The organism is Cupriavidus sp. MPR-AND1C (assembly GCF_058809705.1).
Map to the genome: position 1 here is coordinate 44,833 of NZ_JBXASU010000007.1, position 14,265 is coordinate 59,097.

The following is a 14,265-nucleotide window of genomic DNA, read 5'->3' on the forward strand; positions in this document are numbered from 1 at the left end:
GTGGTCGCTACCCTCACCAGTCGGACCATATCGACTCGGTGCCTCCAGGTACTTCGCGCGATCATTCTTCACTGAATCGTTATATCATCTGCTCAGTGATTGCCCCCTTTTTGTAGACATGACAGAACCTACGGTTGAAATGCTTGCGGACGAACTTAGACCCCGCTTGATGCGGATCGTTGTAGCGCTGCGGCGGGAAATGAGAGCGGCGCACGTGCCCCCCGCGCAGAGCGCTGTTCTTAGTGCATTGCTCGTAAGAGGGCCGATGCGAGTTAGCGATCTGGCCAGGAATGAAGGCGTCAGATTGCCTACGATGACGCAGATTGTCGGGCGGATGGTCGACGCCGAGTTAATCGCGCGCTCCGCACCCGTCGGCTCGTACAACAACATGATTCAGATTACTGATGAAGGCCGGGCTGTGGCCGGCAAATTGGCCGCACAGCGGACGGCGGCACTGGGCAAGCGCATGGAGGGATTGACGCCCGAGGAGTTGCAGACGGTGATCGCGATGTTCCCCATCATCGATAAGATGTTCAAAAGAGAACCGTGGCTGGACCACGAGTAATACCAACGAAATCTTCCTGGAAGACGACACGATTCGAGAAGGCTTATCGCTAGCCGGCCGCGCTTGCGCTGCAACTGCGGAGCCATGCAGGGAGTTGTCAGAGTCGCCGAGAGCAACCGCATCGCCCAATATGGGGCGCACTGCCGCGACCTATACGCTAATAAAAAAGGCGCCTAACACTCACTTAGGCGCCAAAACCTGACTGGGAACGTAGCTTCGGGGGAAAGGGCGACGTATCGCCCTTTGCGGCCCCCGATCTACACTTGAGTTACAAATTTCGTGACGAGATAGCCGTCGAACGTCTCGGTCCCACCCTCACTCCCGATACCGCTATCTTTAATGCCTCCAAACGGTGTTTCGGCGAGAGCGCTTCCAAAGTGGTTGATGTTGACCATGCCGGCCTCAAGGCGGGTAGAGACAGCATGCGCTGTCTTCGCTGACTCGGTAAACACGTAAGACGACAGGCCGTAAGTCAGTTTGTTCGCCCGTGCCAGCACCTCATCCAGATCGTCGAACGCTACAACCGGGGCGACAGGGCCGAATGGCTCGCAAGTCATGAGCATGGAGTCGTCTGAAATGTCTATAACGACGCTGGGCGCGAAGAAATGTCCTGTGTCGCTGCACCTGGTCCCTCCCACGACAACCTTTCCGCCGCGCGCTTTGGAGTCGGCAATCAACCCTTCCATTGCAGCAACACGGCGTTGGTTTGCGAGCGGTCCCATCTGTGTCGAGCTGTCTATACCGTTGCCGACCCGCACTGCGCCAATGACGTCCGTAAAACGCCTGAGGAACCTATCGTAAGCCCCGCGCTGGACGAAGAAGCGGGAGGGCGAGACGCATACCTGACCAGCGTTTCGCAGCTTGTAGTTTGCAAGCATCTCGGCGGCGGTATGGACATCCGCATCGTCGAAGACGATTGCAGGGGAGTGACCACCAAGCTCCATAGTGATTCGCTTCATATGGGATCCTGCTAGAGCTGCTAGTTGTTTGCCAACAGCAGTGGACCCCGTAAAGGAGATCTTCTGGACCAGCGGAGATGCAATGAGGTGTGCTGACACCTCCGCCGGGACGCCAAATACAATGTTTAAGCAACCAGGAGGAAGGCCCGCATCATGGAACAGTTGAGCGATCGCCAGCACGGCACTCGGTGTCTCTTCTGGTCCCTTCAGAATGATCGTACAGCCTGCGCCAAGCGCGGCAGAGATTTTCCGGATCGCCTGATTGAAGGGAAAATTCCAAGGGGTGAAGGCTGCGCAGACTCCGACCGGCTGACGTAGCACGAGCTGGCGGACGTTAGGGTTGCGGCTGGGGATCACGCGGCCGTAGATCCGCCGAGCCTCTTCTGCATGCCAGTCCGCATGCTCTGCACAAACCGTTACTTCGCCCACGGCTTCGTGCAGAGGCTTCCCCTGGTCAATGGTCATGTTGCGGCCGATTTCCGGCGCCCTTTGACGGGCGAGCTCCGCAACTTTACGCAAGATTGCACTGCGTTCCAAAGGCGATGAGTCGCGCCACGTCAGGAAAGCTCGATGAGCCGCCTCGACGGCGGTGTCGAGGTCCTCGCGGGTGGCGAGCGGCAGTCGCCCAACGACCTCCTCCGTCGCAGGATTGACTACGTCCTGGTGTCGCCGGCCTTCAATGCCGAGAAATTCGCCATTGATGTAAAGGGATAATTCTGGATACACAGCGTGTACTCCAATGACTAAGAGGTTAGCTACGAAATTCTGTGCTTGTGACGGAGGTCGATCTATTCGAGCTTAAAATCACCGACCTTAATTACTGCATCAATGCTCTTCTTGCGCTGCTTAAGGTAGCCCTCGAAATCCTCCGGGGACTGCGTAATGACTTCCATTCCAGTGCCTTGCATCCGCGTGCGAAGCTCGCCGTTCTTCAAAATCGTAGCGACATCGCTCTGCATTTTTTTGATTGCGTTCTGGGGCATCTTGGCAGGCGCATACAGGGCGATGGTTCCCGTAAGCTGGACGTCAATCCCCGCTTCCTTGAATGTAGGGACGTTTGGCAGCATAGGCGAGCGTTCTGGCGTCGACACGGCAAAGGCCTTCACTTTTCCAGCCTTAACGAGTTGCGCGATCGGTGCCATATCGATCATGAGCATATCGATCTCGCCTGAAACGATAGCGGGGACACTTTGCCCAGCACTCTTGTAGCCGACTGGGGTCATCTTTACCCCGGTCTTTTGCGCGAACTCCTCCATACCGACACGCATGCCCAAGTTGGCCCATCCGTACGTGAACTTCCCGTTGGCCGCACGAGCTGCCTTAATGAGGTCAGCGAGGTTGTTGTATGGCGCGGAAGCCGGGGTCACCACAACGAGTGGGGTTGCGGCTAGCCCGCTCACAAGGGTGAGTTCCTTGGTGGGATCGACAGCAACAGTGGGGCGCAAGTTTGCGTCGATGATCAACGTGGACGGGGGCATGACCAGAAGGATCGAACCGTCCGGTTCAGCTCGCGCGACAGCCTTGCTGGCGATCGCCCCGTTTGCGCCTGGCCGATTTTCGACGATTACGGGCCGATTCCAGATTTTTGCCAGCTCTTCGCCAACTGCGCGTGCAACTACGTCGGTGCCACCGCCCGGTCCGTAGCCAACAAAGAGCCGGACCGGCAACGGGCCAGATTGCTGGGCGTACAGGATGGAGGGCAGGGCCAGGGAGCAGAGTAGGACTGCTCTGCGGATAGCCGAAGCGGGTTTTGTCATGTTGTCTCCTCTTTTATTATGAAATACAGCCTTAACCTGCTACCGCAGCTGGAGCGTGGCTCTTCGTCCACTCCTCCTTCAACAGCTTGATGTGCTCACGCGCTTTTCTACTGGCGTTCCAACTAAGAACGCCCATCAAAACGTCTCCCTGGTAGTAGCGAAAGATGCAGGAGTCGTCTTTCAGTTGATCCCCTTCGACAACTTCAACGGTGTATTGAGGGCCGATGCGTCCGTAGCTGTGGATTTGGACCTGGTACTGATCCGACCAGAAGAACGGCAGCGGAGCGTATTCAACGCGAGAGCCGAGCATGTTCTTTGCCGCGGCCATCGCCTGTTCGCTTGCATTCGTCCGGTGTTCAATACGCATGTGCTCGCCGTAGCCTTTGTGAAACCACTCTGCAGCATCGCCGGCGGCATATACGTTCGGGGCTGCTTCACAGTATTCATTGCAGACTACGCCGCTGCGGATGTTTAATCCGCTGCACCACTGCACGCTGGGAACTGCGCCGATAGCCACAACAATTACGTCGCAAGCAATCACAACCCCAGTGTCCAAGCGGACTTCGGTAATGGTGCGGTCACGCCATTTCACCTCCCTGAGTTCGCAGTCGTTGTGGAAAACCACGCCGTTGGCTTCATGGAGTTTTTCGATCCGCTTCCCAACGATATCCCCGACTCGCGCCCCGAGAGGAACTTTCGACTTGTCGATGACGGTCACCTCACAGCCGCTGGTCTTTGCAATCGCCGCTAACTCTGTGCCGATGAAGCCCGCGCCGACTACTAGTGCCCGCTTTCCGGCAGTCAGATGTTCCCGAATCGCCAGCGCGTCGTTTAAGTTGCGCAGGCTGTAGCAGTTCGCCGCCTGGCTGAGGTTGGGAATCACTCGAGCGTCCGCGCCCGTGGCGATCAGCAAGCGATCATATTGAAGTGTGGAGCCGTTGCTGAGTTGCAGTGAACTGGCGTCCGTATCGAGGCCGGTGGCCGATGTCCCGTCCAGGTAGTGCAGGTTCAGCGCCTTCATGCCGTCTTCGGACACAAGGTTGAGCGCCTCTACCGGACATTCTCCTGCCATCAGCCGCTTTGAAAGAGGAGGGCGGTCATAGGGCATGCCGCCTTCCTTTCCAATCAGCGTGAGCCGCCCTCCCCAGCCCTGTGCGCGCAGCGCTCGTGCTGCCGTGATGCCGGCGGCCGAGGCGCCGACAACGACGATGTGCTCGGGGGAGTTCATCACTGATCCTCGTGAATCTCGATGGCGAGCGCTGGGCAGATGCCAGCCGCCAGGCGTGCTGATTCGAATTGGTCAGCCGACGGCTCTGCGTTCAAGAGAATGACGATGCCATTGTCCTTTTGGTCGAACAGATCCGGCGCGTTGACGACACATTGACCAGAACCGCAGCACTTTTCGGGGTAGATTGTGATTTTCATGATGCTTCTCATTTAAGTCGGGATTACCAGCGAACAGGGAGTTCCTTGACGCCATACATGAGTGAATCGCCCTTGAACTCAAGGCTTTCCACGGGAACAGCAAGCTCGAGGTTCGGAAACCGCTCCAGCAAGGCGGTGAACATGATCTGCATTTCGAGCCGTGCGAGGGGTTGACCGATGCACTGATGCGGGCCGTATCCGAACGAGACCTGCGTCCTTGAATCTCGGCGAAGGTCGAACACATTCGGATCTTCAAATTTCGAGCTGTCGCGATTGGCCGAGACACTCAGCACTACAACGGGGTCGCCCGCCTGGATCATTTGTCCGTTCACGACAATGTCCTCGGTCGCGACACGACGCTTTCCTGAATGTGTGACATCCAGATAGCGCAGAATTTCTTCCACCGCATTTGGAACGAGGCTTGTGTCTTGTCGAAGCTCATTCCAGATATCCGGTCGTTGCAGGAGGAAAAGCACTCCCATTGCGGTCGTATTCGCCGTGGTCTCGTGGCCGGCAATCAGCAAGAGCCTTGCAAGGGAAACAACGTCCGTTTCGGTGATATCGCCCTTTCGTACGTGATTGACGATGAGGCGGCTGAGGATATCTTCCCCGGGGTTCTCCGATCTCTTCGCCACCAGGCCCTTCAGGTACACCTCGCACAACTCATGATTTGCGGCGATGGCCTCCTCAAGCGTCGCACTACTCGACGTCAGGACCATCGCCAGTTCCTGAAAGAAGTCATGGTCTTCGTACGGAACGCCAAGCAACTCTGAGATCGCCAATGCCGGCGTAGCCAACGTAAAGGCGCTAACCAGGTCGGAGGGTTGAGGCTTTGTTGCGAAGTCGTCCAGCAGCTTGTCTACGATCGCCTGAATCCGCGGGCGAAGGGCCTCGATTTTGCGGATCGAGAATTCACCTGTCAGCATGCGCCGATGCTCTGCATGCTTGGGTGCATCCATGGTGATGAAGGTCCGGTTACTACCCCGGGCAACTTTCATTGCAGCACTGACAGTGGGATAGCCGGGATTCGTAATGTCAGAACTAAAGCGAGGGTCAGACAGGACCGAGCGGACGTCGTCATAGCGCGTAATCAGCCAGGCGATCTTTCCGTCCCAGAGCCTAGCTTGCCCCAAGCCGCTTCCTTGCTGCATCTGGAAGTACACCGGCGGCGGCGACAAAGGATCGACCCGTTCGGGCGGAAAGTCGGGGATGCCGCTGTCCCCGCCAGCGTGCATCGGACACGTGGACTGCGCAGGTGAGGCCGCGTGAAACGGGCAGCCAGTCGACTGCGTGGGGGTTTGGGGGGCGGTCATGAATATGTCTCCGATGGGAAATTGTGAGTACATATTAGGTAGCCTACCTACTATATGCAAAAGGGGTTTACCCTAATCGGTGCAGAGGATTGACCTCGCGTCACAAATCTCGAGCGGGACCAGGGGTGGGAGAGGAGGGCGTGGCTAGACTGGGGGAGCCCAGTTGGCCTGAAGGCGGGCGACCGCCGATTTCAGTGGTCAAGATATGCCGCCGGTGACCCACTGGGTATGCGCGAGGACTGTTTGCCTTCTGGTTGTTATAGCTCGTCCCAGGGTAGATATGCGGTCCGGCCGGGCTGGCTGACGACAGAGGTCGGTACCGAGTGAGGCGCGGCCGGAGGCCCGCTTGGGACCTGCTGGAGGCCACCTTTGACGCCGGGACCTTCCGTAAGGTCGGGATCGCAGGGCTTCGGTTCTTACCTATGCATAGGCGTGAAAAAACACCCGCATGGACGTGGGGTTAGAAGTGCGCGATCGCCACCACTCGCTGACCAAGGGGGCAGCCTCACGACGCGTTGTTAAAGAGGCGCGGGGGGACAGTGAAGCCGGTGCAAGAAGGCAAGCGAGAAAGCCGAAGCGACCTCGCTTTGGCAGCCTACAAATCAAATAAATAGGCTCCAGCTCTCCCCTAACTCGGCACTGAGGTACTCGAACATCGACATGAATCGAAAGCGCTCCCATTGATTGAACGCCTCGCGTACCGCTGCCATCAGTGACATAGCTACCTCCGGGGTGATCGACTTTAGTTAGGGGGGGCACCGCAAGAAAAAAGCAGGTCTTTCAACACTCGTTCGCATCGGCGCATAGCCCATTCCACGATGCAATCGATTACATAGAGCGTAGGTCGCCACGATGGTCTGTCAAGATAAAGCGTAAAAGTGTCATTTGCGGCTCAAAATCAGCCACCTGACTTCGTTGATGGGAGGGTAAACGCCTATTTGATTGTAATAGGTAGGCTACCTAATATTTACCACAAATAAGAGTAAGCGCGCTTCGGTTTTTCAAACATTGCTTATAGAAGTGGAGACAAAATCAATGCAACATCATCCCCGAAGAGGTTCGACCCCCACCCCCCAGCGGGTCCGGGATGTTCTCAAGCCGATCTCCGGTGCCGCCGTGGGAAACATGCTGGAGTGGTTTGACTACTCGTTGTATGGCTATCTTTCCGCCACCCTGGCGAAGGTGTTCTTCCCAAGCAGCGACCCGATCGTTAGCCTGATAGCGGCTTTCGCGGCATTCTCCGTCGCATTCGTTACCCGACCACTCGGCGCTCTGTTTTTTGGATCGCTGGGAGACCGGCTTGGACGGCGCGATACGCTCGCGATTGTCGTTGGTTTGATCAGCGTTTCGACGGGGTTGGTCGGTGTCCTACCGGGATACGAGGCGATTGGCATCGCCGCTCCTTTGCTGCTGGTAGCCCTACGCATGATTCAGGGATTTTCCGCGGGAGGCGAAGCAGGTGGAGCACTCGCATTCCTTGCCGAGTACGCCCCGACACGCCGGCGTGGCGTTGTGATCGGGTTCTTCGGTATGTCGGCTGGAATTGGTGCGTTGAGCGGATCCGGTCTTGTTCTGGCGATCACCAGCATTTTTGGTCAGACGGCAGTTGAGGCATGGGCCTGGCGATTGCCCTTCCTGATCGCTGGTCCGATTGGGTTGGGTGCGTTCTGGCTGCGGCTGCGCATCGAGGAAACACCGGCATTCCGGTTGCACTTGGAACGCGAGGGCGCGGCACAAGCACCATTGCGCGAAGCCCTTCGTGACGACTGGCGAAGCATTGTCAAATGTCTTGGCGTAGCGATCTCACACGGCATCCCTTACTACTTGATCCTGGCGTATCTCCCGTCTTATCTCGTGTCAACTGGACGGTTGAGTAGCGGGCAAGCTCTAGCGGCGTCCGGCCTGGCCTTTCTGGGTTCAGTGATTGTGATCCCATTCGCTGCAGCGCTATCCGACCGCGTGGGTCGACGACCCGTCGCCTTTACGGCGGCATTGGCATACCTCGTCGTTGCGCTTCCTTTGTTCCGGATCGTCGTGGGCTCGACACCAGAGGTGGTAATTGCCACGATGGCTAGCGTCGGGGTATTGATGGGGATGTATGGCAGCGCGCCGTTCTGCATGATGACGGAGTTGTTTCCGACACGCACACGCTACAGCGCCATGTCGGTAGGCTACAACGTGGCCATGGTGCTATTTGGCGGCACCGCTCCTTTAATCAGCGCTTCTCTGACGAAGCTGACCGGAAACCCTTCATCACCCGCCTATTTCATGATGGGGGGCGCAGTGTTGTCTATTTTTGCCATCTTGGCGTCTCCTGAAACGTCACGAGTACCGATTGATGAGCTCGGACAGTCGGACGAGCACATTCGCCGCGTGCGCATGGCGCTCAAGGCATCGGCTCGCGTTGAGTGATCTCCTGATTATGAAAACCGCTACATACGACTACATTGTTATCGGCGCCGGCTCGGCAGGGTGTGTTCTCGCTTCTCGGCTGAGTGAAGATCCCAGCGTCAAGGTACTGCTGATAGAGGCGGGCGCTCCCGCGTCATCCATCTTTGTTCAGATGCCGGCAGGGATCCGGGTTCTCTATAAGAGCCAAAAATTCAACTGGCGCTATTGGACGGAGCCCCAGACACAACTGGACAATCGGAATATTTATATACCCCGGGGCAAGGTGGTGGGCGGTTCATCCTCGATCAATTCCATGATTGCTATCCGGGGGAACCGATCCGATTACGACAACTGGGCATCTCAGGGCCTGTCGGGCTGGGACTATGAATCCCTTCGTCCGTACTTTCGAAAGATTGAGGATGCATCACTGGTAACGAAGGCGAGGAATGACGATCGCGGGTACGCGGGTCCGATTCGCCTGTCATACGGCACGCAGCAAAACGCCATATCGACTGCGTTCATAGAGAGCGCAGTATCGGCCGGTATGCCGGAGAACAACGGATTCAATGGGGCGTCGCAGGTAGGCGCAGGATTCTACGAGCTTACGATTGCCGAGGGAAAGCGATCCGGTGCTTATCGTTACCTGGATCGAGCAGGTAACCGATCCAATCTGACATTGATGGCGAACTGTAAAGTCCGCAGGATTCTCCTTGCCGGAAAGCGAGCGCAAGGCGTAGTGATTGAGGATGGATGGGAGGAGGTGGAGCTTCGCGCGGACCGCGAAGTGATTCTGACAGCAGGGGCCATTGCCTCACCGCAACTCCTGATGCTTTCGGGGATCGGACCGGCCAAACATCTGCAGTCGATTGGTATCGCTCCCGTGGTCGATCTGCAAGGCGTCGGTGAGAACCTTCAGGACCATCTTGATTGCGCGATTCGCTTAGAAGCGTCGCAGCCCAATACGCTCACGCCCTATATCGGCCTGGTAAGAGGCGGAATGGCAGGAGCTCGCTATCTTCTTTCAGGAGGCGGGCCGGCTTCCTCTCAAGGCGTTGAGGCAGGAGCATTTTACAACTCCGACAGAAATCCGGATCTGCCTGAGTGGCAGGCCCATCTGATCATTGCGCTGCGCAATCCACCGCCTAACGAAAAAGTTCCCCACGGATTTGCAGTCCGCGTATGCCAGCTGCGTCCAAAAAGTAGAGGCGTGCTGCGACTGCGTTCTTCAGATCCGTCCGATTCTCCCCGAATCGACCCTCGCTTCCTCTCAGACGAGTCTGACCTGGAGAGTTTGGTGCGCGGCGTGGAACGCACGTGCGAGATTGTCGACCAGCCGGCGCTCCGGAAGTACATCAAACGAAGGCTCGACATCGATGCTTTCTCCACCGGTGCAGCCCGTAAGGCATGGATACGCTCGCATGCGGAAACCATCTATCACCCGGTTGGCACGTGTCGCATGGGAGTCGACGACAACGCTGTTGTTGACGAGGAGTTGAAAGTGCGCGGGGTTGAGAACTTGAGAGTAATTGATGGATCTGTGATGCCAACGATCATCAGTGGGAACACGAACCTTCCCATTATGGCCATGGCAGAGAAGGCCGCAGACTTGATACGAAATTCACGCACATCCGCTCGTTGAAGTTTTCGGAGAACTCTGTTCACTGGCGTTTCGAGCTTGCTCCGTCGCCTTCTTCCCGGTTGTCCCCTTACACGGGGACGAAAGGTTGCAGCATAGATTTCCCAGCATCGAATGGGAACGTCTACGGGCTTGCGTCGTTTGATGGAAGCGTTGGGCCACACCCTTTCTCTCAAGCGCCGAAACCGCCGGAATGCCAAAGCGCGGGTTCCAGCAAAGAGGACCACGTGAACAAGGGACTCGCCAGTCAACACATACCCATCACGGGCGCGTCACAGGGCATCGGCCGCTGGACATTCCCTGTACTTCAATAACCTTAAGGAGATAAGAATGGTCAAGTTCACCTATCTGGTACTCACGAACGCGGTTCCGGGGCGTGAAGAAGAGTTCAATCGCTGGTATACCGAGCAGCACCTTCCAGACGTGTTGCGCGTACCGGGCGTGGTGAGCGCACAGCGCTTCAGTCGCACGGAGCAGCAGCGAAAAGCGGGGCCTCATCCGTGGCAGTACCTGGCACTCTATAACTGCGAGGCCGCTGACCCGCAGGTCGTCACAGATGGGATCCAGGCTCGCGTCAACACAGCGGAGATGCAAATGAGTGACACGGTGGGCGATGTCAAATATGGTTGCTATTTCGAGCCAATCACCGAGGTGATTCGCAGTAAGTAGACGGCATGGAAGTACCTGCTTTCCCGTCGTCTCAAAGATGAGTCGGGTAGAAGCTCAACAGCTTCTCCGCCACGTGAGGCGACGGGCCAGGGCGGGTCGCTTACTCCGCCGTAGCGGCGATGGAAGGCCATGCAACCCGGTGCGAGAGCTTGGGACTTGGGCCGAGGAGGCCAGCCTAAAACCTTCAGCGCTGCAATCACATGGGCGACTGCGCTGTTGCCCGTAGCGGATCACGCATCCATTTCGCGGCGCCAGGCTTGCGGGCTCTGCGATGTCCATCTCCGGAATGCGCGAGTAAATGCACTGTGCTCCGAGTACCCAAGTATCCAGGCCACCTCAGCGAGCGAAAGCCGTGGATCTTTTAGGTAATTCTCTGCAATCCGGCGTCTCGTGTCGTCACGTAGCTCGCGAAATTTCAGACCCAGTTTGTCGAGTCGCCGCTGCAACGTGCGGGGGGTCATGTGCATGGAGGAAGCCACTGTTTCAAGGCTCACTTCGCCTTGACGCGCGAGCCCGGCTACCGCTTGCCTGATGGCATGTTCCATGTCATCCATCTTCGGCATGGCACCCAGCAGAGCCTGTACCTGAAGCTCCATGATTCGCAGTAGCGCTTCATCAGGTTGACGCAGAGGCGCCTGCAAAAGGTCGACGGGGAAGCGCAGACTCGTCTCCGGTTGGTCGAACTTCACCGGGCAGCCGAAGTATGCAAGATAAGGGGTGGTGTCTTGAGGTGTTGCGTTAACAAAGCACACCTCCTCCAGCCTCACATCACCATCTGTCATGGCTCGCGTGAAACGGGTCATCGCAGCCAAGGCCGTTTCGTCAACGAGCGGCCCCGTTGGTTCCGTCGAACGGGGCCACGTCATCACGACGGACTTACCTTCGGTTCTTAGCTCCGCCGGCGTAACGTTTGCAACCACACGGTCGTACTGTTGCCAGCGTTGCAAGACAGCCCCGACGTCAGGGCAAGCCCCAAGTGCGTATCCAAGCACGCCGAGATGCGCAGGCGCAATGCGCTGGCCAACGTGCAATCCGAGGAGCGGATCATTGCAAACCTCGGCGGCACGCTCAAGCAAACGCCGCCAGTGATCGAGCGCGTAGAGTCGCACTTCCTGGCAATTAGGGCTGGATTCCCCCAGCACATGCACGGCATCCAGCCCTTGGTCCTGCAAGTAGTCGAAAAGCAGGTTCACGTAGGTGCTGGCGTAGTAAGCGGTGGGCGCGGACATGGGATGACAATGAACAATGTCGCGAAGTGTCAAGAAAGTGTCGAGGACTGTCAATGCGGAGGGTCACCAGTTTGATCAAACTGTCGGCAAGCCAAGCGAACAGGAGTCTAAATTGCCGTCCGATATGATGAACTGGCTGCATTCCATATTTGGGAAGTCCGTGGATTGGAAGCAGGCGTTCATGCTCAGCATGGTTCCTCTCTTCATCATTGCATTCAGTCTCGAGACCCTGATCAATCGAAGGCGTAGAGCCGAATCGACACTGAACTGGAAAGAGGTGTGGGCGAACATCGCATTGGGCACCACTTACCAGATCATGGAGCCCCTGGGAGTGGCTCTTGTGACAGGATCCATCTATGCGTGGGTATATTCAAAACGTTTGTTTGATATCCCGGTGGACGGTTGGACCATTCTCCCAATCATTCTGTCGGTCGAGTTCTGCTACTACTGGTTTCATCGCGCCAGCCATCGAATCCGCTGGTTTTGGGCGGCGCACGTCGTTCATCATACCGGCGAGAACATGAACTTCACTACGGCGGCACGACAATCGATGCTCAATGTGGTCGCTGGGAGTTTCATCTTTTTCCTTCCTCCCGTGCTCCTCGGTGTGCCGCCGGCCGCAGTCGCACTCATCCTGGCCGTGAATCTGTCCTATCAGTATTTCATTCATACCGAACTGATCCGCCGCCTTCCTGGCTGGATTGAGTACATCTTCAATACACCGTCCCATCACCGTGCCCATCATGGCCGAAACGACCAATATATCGACAAGAACTACGGTGGCATGTTGATCATTTTCGATCGCATGTTTGGCACTTTCGAAGAAGAACGGGAGACGGTGCAATACGGCATCACCCAACAGATTAAGTCCTACAATATCCTGGTGCTGAATCTCCACGAGTTTGTCGACATGTGGCGTGACGTGATGTCACCGGGGCCCGTGTGGCAGCGACTGCAACACCTGTGGCGGCCGCCGGAATGGGTGCGCCGTGGTCATGAACCCATCCACACATGGACGGTGGACAGGAACGAGCCGACCGGCAGTGAGTCGACACCCACTCCGTCAACGTCCGCTACCTGAGAGCCAACTCATGCATCGCCTCTCTCAAATATACCTGGCCGTTTCGGCACTGGCTTTCCTGCTAATTGGCTTGCATACGTTTCACGACCCCGCTACGGCAATGGCGGGCCTCGATATGCAACCCCATTCGGTGAATGCCTTCAATGAGATCCGTGCCAACTACGGTGGCATGCATCTCGGTATCAGTCTGTTGCTGGCCCTGGGTCTACTCTCGAAGGCGTGGCGAAAGCCCTCGATGTGGATCAACGTCGTGTTCACCAGCGGCCTGGTGCTCGGGCGGCTGGTCAGCATTTCCGCTGACGGGTGGCCAAATGATCTCGTTCGAATGTTGCTTGGAATCGAAGCAGCAGCGGCATTCACCGGCCTAGCGCTGTTGTGCTTCCTCAACAAACATGATGCGCGCTCTTCCATGAGATGAGCGCTCACTTTGAGCGCCCGCGACGCGTGGACATGAGGTCATCGTTCACCCAGTCCTATCAAGTTAAACTCGCACCGATCAACCTCCACCTGTCCTGATACCGGTCTTGCGGACAACGCGCGAGATATCCGCGTTGACGGGCTTCACCGCTTTCTAAGCATCCTTTCATCGCGACGGGTCCGACGCAGCGAAGAGAACGCTAGCTCTCCCGAGAGCAGTCAAGGTGTTGGGGCCTGGCCCCAGTAGAGACTACGGAGGTTGCGTCCAGGACCGTAGTGTTCGGTCTCTTCTGGGGTCTTTCGATGCCGTGTCTGCAATTGCCACCCTCTGCGAAGTGCTTATTAGCAGGCGCAGATCTTTGCCGGCATCCGGCCGCCATTGTGAGAGTATAATTTCACGATAGTGAAACAACACAGAAAACCGCTCTCCACGCTGGTGTTCCTTTTGCAAGAACGACCTCCATGCCACGACCACTACCTGATCCGAAGCCACCGTCGCGTGCGACGATTCGCACCATTCACCAACTGGGCGACCGCATTCGAGCAACGCGGGCAGGGAAAAGGATGCCCATTGACCAGGCGGCAAGACATTGCGGGGTCTCGGTCGGCATGCTGTCCAAGCTCGAGAACGGCAAGGGCGTCAATCTCGAGCACGCCCTGCGTGCGTTGGACGGACTGGGTTTGGCGATGCTGGTCGTTCCCAGGGCGCATGCGCCTTGGCTTGAACAGGCAGCGGCCCATACGGCCAAGATCGGCGAGGACGCGGCCAGGCGACAGCACGCCTGGCTGGAAGAGTAGTAGAGGCCTGCGATCAGGCTGGGCA

At 57.2% G+C, this 14,265-nt stretch carries 13 protein-coding genes; 7 read left to right on the forward strand and 6 right to left on the reverse strand.

Annotated features, from left to right (window positions below):
* Positions 1 to 199 precede the first annotated feature (199 nt).
* Positions 200 to 565 carry a MarR family transcriptional regulator gene (locus tag AC1RWI_RS06505; RefSeq protein ID WP_224040759.1) on the forward strand — a complete coding sequence of 122 codons (366 nt, stop codon included), beginning with the start codon at positions 200 to 202 and terminating at the stop codon, positions 563 to 565.
* Between the two features lie 257 nt (positions 566 to 822).
* Here AC1RWI_RS06505 and AC1RWI_RS06510 read toward each other — a convergent pair whose 3' ends face one another.
* From AC1RWI_RS06510 to AC1RWI_RS06530, 5 genes are all read right to left on the reverse strand, one after another.
* On the reverse strand, positions 823 to 2,250 hold the full coding sequence (locus AC1RWI_RS06510; protein WP_062794397.1) for an NAD-dependent succinate-semialdehyde dehydrogenase: 1,428 nt from the start codon (positions 2,248 to 2,250) through the stop codon (positions 823 to 825).
* A 62-nt stretch (positions 2,251 to 2,312) separates the two neighbouring features.
* Positions 2,313 to 3,281: a Bug family tripartite tricarboxylate transporter substrate binding protein gene (locus tag AC1RWI_RS06515; protein ID WP_043355327.1), complete on the reverse strand. Its 969-nt coding sequence runs from the start codon at positions 3,279 to 3,281 to the stop codon at positions 2,313 to 2,315.
* A gap of 31 nt (positions 3,282 to 3,312) precedes the next feature.
* Positions 3,313 to 4,509: an NAD(P)/FAD-dependent oxidoreductase gene (locus AC1RWI_RS06520; RefSeq protein ID WP_062794398.1), complete on the reverse strand. Its 1,197-nt coding sequence runs from the start codon at positions 4,507 to 4,509 to the stop codon at positions 3,313 to 3,315.
* Positions 4,509 to 4,706 carry a ferredoxin gene (locus tag AC1RWI_RS06525; RefSeq protein WP_043355325.1) on the reverse strand — a complete coding sequence of 66 codons (198 nt, stop codon included), beginning with the start codon at positions 4,704 to 4,706 and terminating at the stop codon, positions 4,509 to 4,511. Before AC1RWI_RS06525 ends, AC1RWI_RS06520 begins: the two co-directional genes overlap by 1 nt.
* A gap of 23 nt (positions 4,707 to 4,729) precedes the next feature.
* A complete protein-coding gene (locus tag AC1RWI_RS06530; RefSeq protein ID WP_196765234.1) occupies positions 4,730 to 6,019 on the reverse strand; it encodes a cytochrome P450 in 1,290 nt (429 codons plus the stop codon).
* 1,035 nt (positions 6,020 to 7,054) lie between these two features.
* Here AC1RWI_RS06530 and AC1RWI_RS06535 point away from each other — a divergent pair.
* The 3 genes from AC1RWI_RS06535 to AC1RWI_RS06545 all read left to right on the forward strand — a co-directional run bounded on the left by AC1RWI_RS06535 (position 7,055) and on the right by AC1RWI_RS06545 (position 10,715).
* Positions 7,055 to 8,431 carry an MFS transporter gene (locus AC1RWI_RS06535; protein WP_063778466.1) on the forward strand — a complete coding sequence of 459 codons (1,377 nt, stop codon included), beginning with the start codon at positions 7,055 to 7,057 and terminating at the stop codon, positions 8,429 to 8,431.
* The gene (locus AC1RWI_RS06540) at positions 8,424 to 10,049 is read left to right on the forward strand and encodes a GMC family oxidoreductase (RefSeq protein WP_196765235.1); all 1,626 of its coding nucleotides are present in this window, start codon (positions 8,424 to 8,426) and stop codon (positions 10,047 to 10,049) included. The genes AC1RWI_RS06535 and AC1RWI_RS06540 overlap by 8 nt, the downstream gene beginning before the upstream one ends.
* A gap of 327 nt (positions 10,050 to 10,376) precedes the next feature.
* A complete protein-coding gene (locus AC1RWI_RS06545; protein ID WP_052495067.1) occupies positions 10,377 to 10,715 on the forward strand; it encodes an EthD domain-containing protein in 339 nt (112 codons plus the stop codon).
* 230 nt (positions 10,716 to 10,945) lie between these two features.
* On the opposite strand, the gene AC1RWI_RS06550 is transcribed toward AC1RWI_RS06545, so the two are convergent.
* Positions 10,946 to 11,944 (reverse strand): AraC family transcriptional regulator, encoded by a 999-nt coding sequence (locus AC1RWI_RS06550; protein ID WP_043355323.1) that lies wholly within the window; start codon positions 11,942 to 11,944, stop codon positions 10,946 to 10,948.
* A gap of 16 nt (positions 11,945 to 11,960) precedes the next feature.
* Here AC1RWI_RS06550 and AC1RWI_RS06555 point away from each other — a divergent pair, with 16 nt between their 5' ends.
* The 3 genes from AC1RWI_RS06555 (at position 11,961) to AC1RWI_RS06565 (ending at position 14,240) form a co-directional block, all read left to right on the forward strand.
* On the forward strand, positions 11,961 to 13,025 hold the full coding sequence (locus tag AC1RWI_RS06555) for a sterol desaturase family protein (RefSeq protein WP_306418434.1): 1,065 nt from the start codon (positions 11,961 to 11,963) through the stop codon (positions 13,023 to 13,025).
* A 10-nt stretch (positions 13,026 to 13,035) separates the two neighbouring features.
* The gene (locus tag AC1RWI_RS06560; protein WP_043355321.1) at positions 13,036 to 13,443 is read left to right on the forward strand and encodes a DUF4345 domain-containing protein; all 408 of its coding nucleotides are present in this window, start codon (positions 13,036 to 13,038) and stop codon (positions 13,441 to 13,443) included.
* Between the two features lie 461 nt (positions 13,444 to 13,904).
* Positions 13,905 to 14,240, forward strand: a complete 336-nt coding sequence (locus tag AC1RWI_RS06565; RefSeq protein WP_043355318.1) for a helix-turn-helix domain-containing protein — start codon at positions 13,905 to 13,907, stop codon at positions 14,238 to 14,240.
* Positions 14,241 to 14,265 lie beyond the last annotated feature (25 nt).